This window comes from Candidatus Zixiibacteriota bacterium, from assembly GCA_022865345.1.
In the GTDB taxonomy this organism is placed as follows: domain Bacteria; phylum Zixibacteria; class MSB-5A5; order MSB-5A5; family RBG-16-43-9; genus RBG-16-43-9.
The window spans coordinates 1-7,437 of record JALHSU010000088.1 but is presented as its reverse complement, the minus strand read 5'-3'; the positions used below and the strand labels follow the sequence as shown (position 1 = coordinate 7,437).

Genomic DNA, 7,437 nt, shown 5'->3' with positions numbered 1-7,437 from the left:
CCGGCTCTTTCTTCTGTGGTCATCTTTTACCTTTATTACCGGGTTTATCAAAAAGATGCAGATTATAAAATCGATTACCTTAAGGGTGAGCTCACGCGGCTTTCCGGGGCTATAGAAGATGGTCAATGGGTTCTGGTTGATTACAAAGTCGAATACGGCTTTCTGAATGATGACACCATTTCTCAAGCAGTTGCAGAAGCTAGTGAGAGGGTTTTGAAATTCATCGATCCATCATTCTACGAGTCCGAAGACCAGGGTTTAATAACTGCCGAAACCTATCTTTCCGTTTCAATCCTGTGCAACATCAAAGCAGTAGAAGTGCTTAATCTCAATCTCTCCGGGTCGAATGCTAATCTTTTATCCCGGTCCTGGAATATGATGGCTGAGGCTTATAATAAACAGGCCTATGTTATCTTAAGTGATTTTGCGAAGGTGGCTTCTTCGCTTCCGAGTCCTAAAGCCATAAAAAGTGAAAGGTAAAACGGAAGACGGAGACGAGAATGACGTGACTGTGAAAAAGAAAAAGGAAGATAGAAAAGAGTAACGAGAGGTGAGCTCTCCGTTGGTGTCCTCACCAACGGAGCCTTGTTGGTCAGGAGACCAACAAGGAGCAGAAGGAAGATAACCTCACCCTTTCCCTCTCCTCATAGGAAAGGGTAAAATAAGAGGGCGAGGAAACCCCGCCCCTACAAAAAAAAATCGAAAACCTAAAAGCGAATAGCAATAGCGAATAAAAATGAACATCACATTAGATTATCTGCGGGGGAGAAGGGTCTGGCTGGTTAAGAATTTTTGCGTGTGGGGTGAATACTCAGCAGTTGACTTTCTACTGGTTCATACGGAGGCAGAAGAAACCTCCAAGCGGATTCTTCTGGATAGAGTCTCCCTGGGTGGAAAAGAGCAGGAAGTAAGTTTTGACTCACTTTATGATTTTAAAGGGAACCAACTTCCCCAGCAGATAGTTTCTCCCAAGGTTTTATCCCTGCCTTTAAATGAAGTCTCAAGCCTGGTGATTGAGGAGTCGGATTCCGGATTCAAAATCGCAAAAGGGAGCAATTCATCTGAGAATGGGCTGGTGGATTTATTGATCTTGGAGTTGGGATGAAGGAGAAAGGATTCAAGGATTCGAGGATTTACGGGGTCAAGGGAAAAGACGTGAGCGTTGACCGTTTATCGTGACCGTGGAACGAGGAAAAAAGGCTCAAAGGCTCAAGAGTTCAAAGGGCACAAGAAAATAGCTGGAAGAATTCCTCACAGCTGATTAAAAAGATTAAGCTGATTCACTTAAACAGGCTAAAGGCTATAAGCAAAAGTCTAAAGTGTAAAAAAAAATGGAAAATAAGAAAGAAAAAAAGCAAAAACAAGATGCAGTAGCTTCCTTAGAGGTGGGGAATAATAATGAGGAGAAATTCTTGGAGGAGCTGATCTCCTGCCTTTTAAAAAAGATCAAATCCGGAAAACATCAGGTGAAAGTGGCTGAGGCTTTAAAGGCGATTGAACTGAAGCAAAAGATGAGATCAAAAGGCCAGAAGAAAAGCAAAGAGAAAATCTTCTGGGAGCTGATTGACCAGATCAGGAAGGAGGAGCTGCCGGAATGAGGAAAAGAGTTTGGCGTTTGTTCGTTTGGTGTTTGTTCGTCTTCAAACTGACAAACTTACAAACAAACAAACTTTCTCACGCTGAGATCAACAACAACCTTGCTTATTCGGTCTCTCATACTTCCTCCACCTCTTTTAACGATCTGAATGTAATCGGAACCAAGACGGTCTGCCAGACGATTTTGGCTACTGCGGATGAGACCTGGTACGGGGTTGTGGTTTATCTGGACAGGATAGGGCTTTCTTCCAGTGCTGATTCGGTTAGGCTGAGATTCAGGGGGAATAACGTAGACATCTGCGGAACTCCTGATACCTCCATTGCCCCTAAGCGGGATTGCTATGTAAAAGTTTTGGATATTCCAGATGGAGACGTTAGCGGAAACACGATGCCTCCAGATTCTACTGGCAGAGGGTATGCGATCTGGTTCATCTTCTCCAGCCCGGTAAATGTGAATGCCAATACCTGCTATTCTATTTTCCTGAACGCTCCGAAGGTGGATAACAGTAACCGGGTCTGCTGGAACTCCGGCACCAATGGTTATGCTAACGGAACTTGTTGGTATGCTACTACCAATGAAGCCACGTGGACAAACTATCTTTATGATCTGAATTTCCGGGTGATCAAAGATAAATATGCCCTGGTGGCGATCAGGAGATTCCCTTTCAATCTCAAAGGTGCATTAACCATCAGTTCAGATGTTGATCACTCCTCAGTTACCTATTTAGATTCTTTACATCGATGGCTCAATACGTCTCAAAGCGTAGGAGGAAGATGGGGAACAGGTCTAAACGGGGAGATCGCAGGGAATGATTTGTGGTTTGGCAGAGCCTCGACTGCTGAGTCGACTGGGACTTTCTCCGGTGACCCGATTCCTTTCTATTTTCACGGACTGGATACGACCTCAAACTACTACAAAGATACAGTCGACAATTACATCTCTCGCCGATGGATGGACTCCAATCACGGTTACGTCGATTGTTCTGGCACGTCCAACTGTACGGATTCCACCAATGTTTTAAAATGGCTCAATTATATGCTCAATCGCCCTTCTGCTTTCGGAAAAATGTATAAAGCTGGAGTCTGGGTTAATCATGGAACTGCGGGGCAGAATACCATCAACTTTGGGAATCCCGGAGAGACTACAAGGTTGGGGGATTCTTCAGGCACAGTATATCATCACGCTCACAGAACTTTAGCTTCGGGTAGAACGAAATTCATCTGGGTAGGAGACCTGGTTGATCCGGGGACTTCATCCAGTCAATATCTGCCTTATATTAACTGGCAGAGCAAAACAGGGATAGATTCACTGAACATAAATAGTCTGCCCTTTGATAGCAAGACCTTGCGGGATAACATTAAAACCTATCTTTTCAAAAGAGTGGGGAGGTCTGCCTCAGCTCTACCCGAATCAACTTATAAATTTTTCAATCTGAACGTGGCTCAAAGGTGCGTTGATTCTAACTGGATTTCGATCCACTATACGCATTTAGGTAAAAGCAATGGGCTGAATTCCACCAGCATAGATTCTATCCGGGCAGTGCATAATAATGCCGCCAGCTTAGGCTTGTGGATCCCCTCAACTAAAGCACTTTTAAACCAACAGACAACCTCTGCTTTTGCTCAAGTAACAATTGACCGACCCACTGGCTCAAAAAGAAGAATAAATATCCGCAGTTTATATGACTGGTCCTGGGGCTCACACGTGCCAGACAGGGAAGAGGTTTATTATTTGACCTTCATAGCCTATGCGCCCGAAAGCCTGATTGTTACCATTAACGGCACAGATACTTTAACTGATAGCAATATGACCAGTCAGCAGGACATTGCCACAGATTATAATGATGTGGCTTCAGGCGTAAACAACAGGCGGGCGATGTCCTGGGTGGGAATGTATAACCGGACTGCAGGCAGGAAAATCATTATACCGACTCCTGAATCCCAACCTTCAGCCGGGCAGAGACGAAGGATGACGTTGATTGAACAATTGCTGAGTAGTAGACAGCAAACAGGGAGAAAAATAAAATGAAAAAAAGTAGACAATATGTGCTTGATAAAAGCGAAGCTTGCGAAGCAAAGGGCGGGCTTTCACACAGCAGTGGTCAGGTGAAAATCGTTTTGGTTTTGATTTTTTCCCTGTATGCTGTATGCTGTCTACTGTCTACTGCTTTCCCCTTCTATGGCAGCTTCTATAACGGTACTGGGCCCAGGGATTCAGTCTGGATGAATGTCGCGACTTTCGATACTTTAGGGTATCAGACCAATGCAGACTCGGTCTGGTTCTGGAGATTTTTCAGAACTACATTAGTCGACTCGACTATTCTCACCTCAAGCACCAGGACGGGTTATTATATCACAGGGAAAAGAGCTTTTGATGGAACTAATTATGGTGAATACAATGTCAAAATCACCTGGAAGGTGCAGGGTAAATATTTTACCAAACCAGAAAGCTACACGGTTTTTCCTGATTCGGTTTTGGCAGTGGGACGACTCTCCACCAATAACGATAAAATAAATTATCAGTTAGCATCTGGCCAGGTAGTTGCAAGGTCAGACTCGGTAACCGGTGTGGGACGTATCCAGACCAACCAGGATAAAACGAATTATCAGCTTGCCTCAGGACAGGTCGTTGCCCGGGCTGATTCAGTAACCGGAGCTGGGAGGGTCACTACTAATTTAGACAAAGCCAATTATCAATTAGCCTCAGGACAGGTCGTTGCCAGAGCGGATTCTGTTACCGGGGCAGGAAGATTATCCACCAACTTGGACAAGACCAATTACCGTTTGTCTTCCCAGGGCAGGGCTGATATCTAGATCGAAGACACGACCGGAGAAAATTCAGGCTGGGCTCAATTCTTCAAAGGCAGGTTAGATGCGAATATCTCGACCAGATCGACTTTCAATGTCAACTCCGAGAGCGTAACGGTTGACAAATCGAATCTGGGGACTGTTCAGGCTAATCTTACTCCTGAAGACAGCAATCTCTTAGCCGGGATAAAAGCAAAAACCGACAAACTCCTGTTCGACGCTCAGGAATCTCTGATCATAGATTATGGAAGGATACCTGCAGGCGGAGGGTCCGCGACTAATCCGGATACGATTGCCAATCATGTCTGGAGCTGGGGCACAAGGACTCTGACTTCTGGCTCTGGAACTGGAGCCAACCAAGTAATCATTAATACCTTTCAGCTTCCGGATTCAATACCGGTTATCGGAGCTCAGGTTCAGGTATTAAATCAGAACCAGAGTGCCACAGTGGGCTATTGAATTCCAATTCTACAGGTCAGGCTATCTTTGCCTTAGATAACGGAATCTACAAATTGAGAATGTATAAATCAGGCTGGGTTTACACTGTGCCTGAAAGCATTATCGTCTCAGGAAATCTTTCTGATACCTTTTATGCAGATCTCTTTAATCCGGGAAATCCGCCTGCGGCTAATCTCTGCCGGGTGTATGGCTGGATCAGAGACCTGAAAGGACAGCCAGTAGTCGGAGTTACGGTTGAAGCTAAGATCGGCACGACTCCCCTGAGATACCAGACTATTCTGATCAGTCCCTATTATAAGACCACCAGCACGGACAGCGATGGTTACTGGTATCTTGACCTTTATCCCAACTCGATCCTGACGCCATCTAATACCCAGTATGATTTTACCATCTATATCCCTTATGGCACAATTCTCAAATTGAAAACCTCGGTTCCTGAACAAAGTAGTTGGCAATTACAATAAAATGTGGTCAGTGATCAGCGACGAGTGATCAGGATTTAACTGACCACTGACCACTCATCACTGGTCACTATCGTTAAACAATGAGGATCGTTTTCTACGGGGTCAGAGTTTACAAAAATATCTGGAGGTTTAAAATCGTGGGATGGACAGTATTTAAAGATTTGAGAGTAACACCAGGGTCTTTCTCAGAGAAACCGAAGATCACTCCGGAAGAGGTAGATGCATATCTATCCTTGACCCCGCTTCAGGGTCTGGGCAGAGATTTAATCCGGGTGGCAGAGCAGAATGGAGTAAATCCGATTTATATTTTGGCTCATATCATCCACGAGACCGGCTGGGGAAAGTCAGCTATTTTTTCCGAGAAGAACAACCTGTTTGGATTTGGTGCCTGTGATAAAAACCCCAGAGTCAATGCGGTGATGTTTTCTTCAGCGGTCGAGTGTCTGGAAAAAGTAGTGAAGTTTATCGCCAGAGAATACCTTACCCCAGGAGGAAAATTCTTCGCAAATCCGAATCTGATCGGTATGAACCGGCATTATGCTACGGATAAATCCTGGTGTTGTAAGATTATGCTCCGGATGAATAAGATTGAGGATTTTCTGGCTGAGAGGAGAGGATGATCGAGACGTTGTCCGTGAACTTCGCTCGTGAACGTGGAAAAAATCACGTAGGGGCACGACACACCGTGCCCTGACCGTCGTAGTGCGACCCTTTCAGGGTCGCTGAAAAATGATGAGGACAGAATGATGTTCTGTCCCTACAAAAAATCTGAAAGCAAAGGAGGCATTATGTTTAATCTTTCTACTCTGACCGCTGGCCACTGGCCACTTTTTTTGGTTCCACTCTCGATTTTCTCGACTGTGGGTGGCTGGGTTTTATCCGGGATCGGAACTTTAGTAACTCTCATCGTTGCCTGGCTGGCAAAGGAATATCTTTTGCCTCTTCTTTCAACCGAGAGAAGGAAAAAGATGGCATCCTATATCCTTCTGATCGCAGATGAGGTGACTGATTATTTCCGGCTGAAATATCCTGAGGTAAAATGGACTGAATGGCTGGATCAGGCTATTGAAAAAATCATCGAGATCACCGGCGCTCCAAAGGAGGTGGCTGCCAGAGCGGCTCAGGCGGCGATAGCCAGGAAGAAATGATTGTGGAGTGCATCGTCCGTGACGATGCTTCTCCGGCTAAAATATGAGGATTGCTTCGTCGGTCAAATGACCTCCTCGCAATGACTGCCTGAGATTGTCATTGCGAGCCTGTAGGACGAAGCAATCCGTTTACCTCAATCGCGTAGGGGTGGAGCTTGACTCCACCCCCTTTTTTTACCTCATCGGGGTCAGACAAGAATGTCTGACCTACCATTCAAAATCAATTTTCTCTTGACAAACAAATCCATTCGTTCTATATATTTCTCCATCAAGGATGATTTCAACTTTCTTTTCGATTCCAGATACCGAAGACGTCATCCTCAGGGCGCAAATATTTCAGAAACAAAAATCTTTAACCTTTTCCAGCAGGAGGGTCTTATGCGTTACCGTGTTTTGTTTTTGGTAGTGGTAGGGTTATTGATCTGCAATTTAGCTTATGCAGATGTTCCGAAGTTAATCAACTTTCAGGGGAGGCTGACTGATGCCTCCGGGAAATTCGTGCCGGACGGGAATTACACTTTGACTTTCAAACTTTATAACGATTCAACCGGGGGAAGCTCAAAATGGTCTGAGGTGCAATTAGTGAGCGTGGCTAAGGGACTGTTCAATGTCGTATTGGGTTCGGTTACTCCTATCCCAGACAGTATATTTGAGTATTCCAATGCCTTTTTGGGAATACAGGTGGCAGCAGACCCGGAGATGACTCCACGCCAGAGGCTTTCAACTCTAGGTTATGCCTACTATGCTAAGAATTCTGATAAATTGGATGGTTTGCACGCCTCTGATTTCACCAGTCCGGTATCTGATTATGGTCGTTCAGGTGTGGCAACAGATTTATATGAGGGGTCAAACACCTTAACCAGTAAATATGTGAACGTGGCTGGACCGGATAGTGTCTATTCAACTTCTGGCTGGGCTTTTAAGGGTAAAGTCTCTGGCAGCAGTGGCTTGTTTTTGCGGGG

At 45.1% G+C, this 7,437-nt stretch carries 9 protein-coding genes; all 9 read left to right on the top strand.

All coding sequences use genetic code 11. From position 1 onward, the window contains the following. On the top strand, positions 1 to 480 hold a 480-nt coding region (locus MUP17_04150; GenBank protein ID MCJ7458166.1), incomplete at its 5' end, for a hypothetical protein. Positions 481 to 736: 256 nt separating this feature from the next. After that, positions 737 to 1,105 carry a hypothetical protein gene (locus MUP17_04145; GenBank protein ID MCJ7458165.1) on the top strand — a complete coding sequence of 123 codons (369 nt, stop codon included), beginning with the start codon at positions 737 to 739 and terminating at the stop codon, positions 1,103 to 1,105. Between the two features lie 226 nt (positions 1,106 to 1,331). Next, positions 1,332 to 1,598: a hypothetical protein gene (locus MUP17_04140; protein ID MCJ7458164.1), complete on the top strand. Its 267-nt coding sequence runs from the start codon at positions 1,332 to 1,334 to the stop codon at positions 1,596 to 1,598. Continuing rightward, positions 1,595 to 3,625: a hypothetical protein gene (locus tag MUP17_04135; protein ID MCJ7458163.1), complete on the top strand. Its 2,031-nt coding sequence runs from the start codon at positions 1,595 to 1,597 to the stop codon at positions 3,623 to 3,625. The genes MUP17_04140 and MUP17_04135 overlap by 4 nt, the downstream gene beginning before the upstream one ends. After that, a complete protein-coding gene (locus tag MUP17_04130; protein ID MCJ7458162.1) occupies positions 3,622 to 4,410 on the top strand; it encodes a hypothetical protein in 789 nt (262 codons plus the stop codon). Before MUP17_04135 ends, MUP17_04130 begins: the two co-directional genes overlap by 4 nt. A 449-nt stretch (positions 4,411 to 4,859) precedes the next feature. Then, entirely contained in the window at positions 4,860 to 5,327 is a 468-nt protein-coding gene (locus MUP17_04125; protein MCJ7458161.1) for a hypothetical protein, read from the top strand. 80 nt (positions 5,328 to 5,407) lie between these two features. Then, the gene (locus MUP17_04120; GenBank protein ID MCJ7458160.1) at positions 5,408 to 5,947 is read left to right on the top strand and encodes a glucosaminidase domain-containing protein; all 540 of its coding nucleotides are present in this window, start codon (positions 5,408 to 5,410) and stop codon (positions 5,945 to 5,947) included. A gap of 168 nt (positions 5,948 to 6,115) precedes the next feature. Further along, the gene (locus tag MUP17_04115; GenBank protein MCJ7458159.1) at positions 6,116 to 6,475 is read left to right on the top strand and encodes a hypothetical protein; all 360 of its coding nucleotides are present in this window, start codon (positions 6,116 to 6,118) and stop codon (positions 6,473 to 6,475) included. A gap of 378 nt (positions 6,476 to 6,853) precedes the next feature. Beyond that, positions 6,854 to 7,437 (top strand): hypothetical protein (locus MUP17_04110; protein ID MCJ7458158.1); only part of this gene is annotated, 584 nt, incomplete at its 3' end.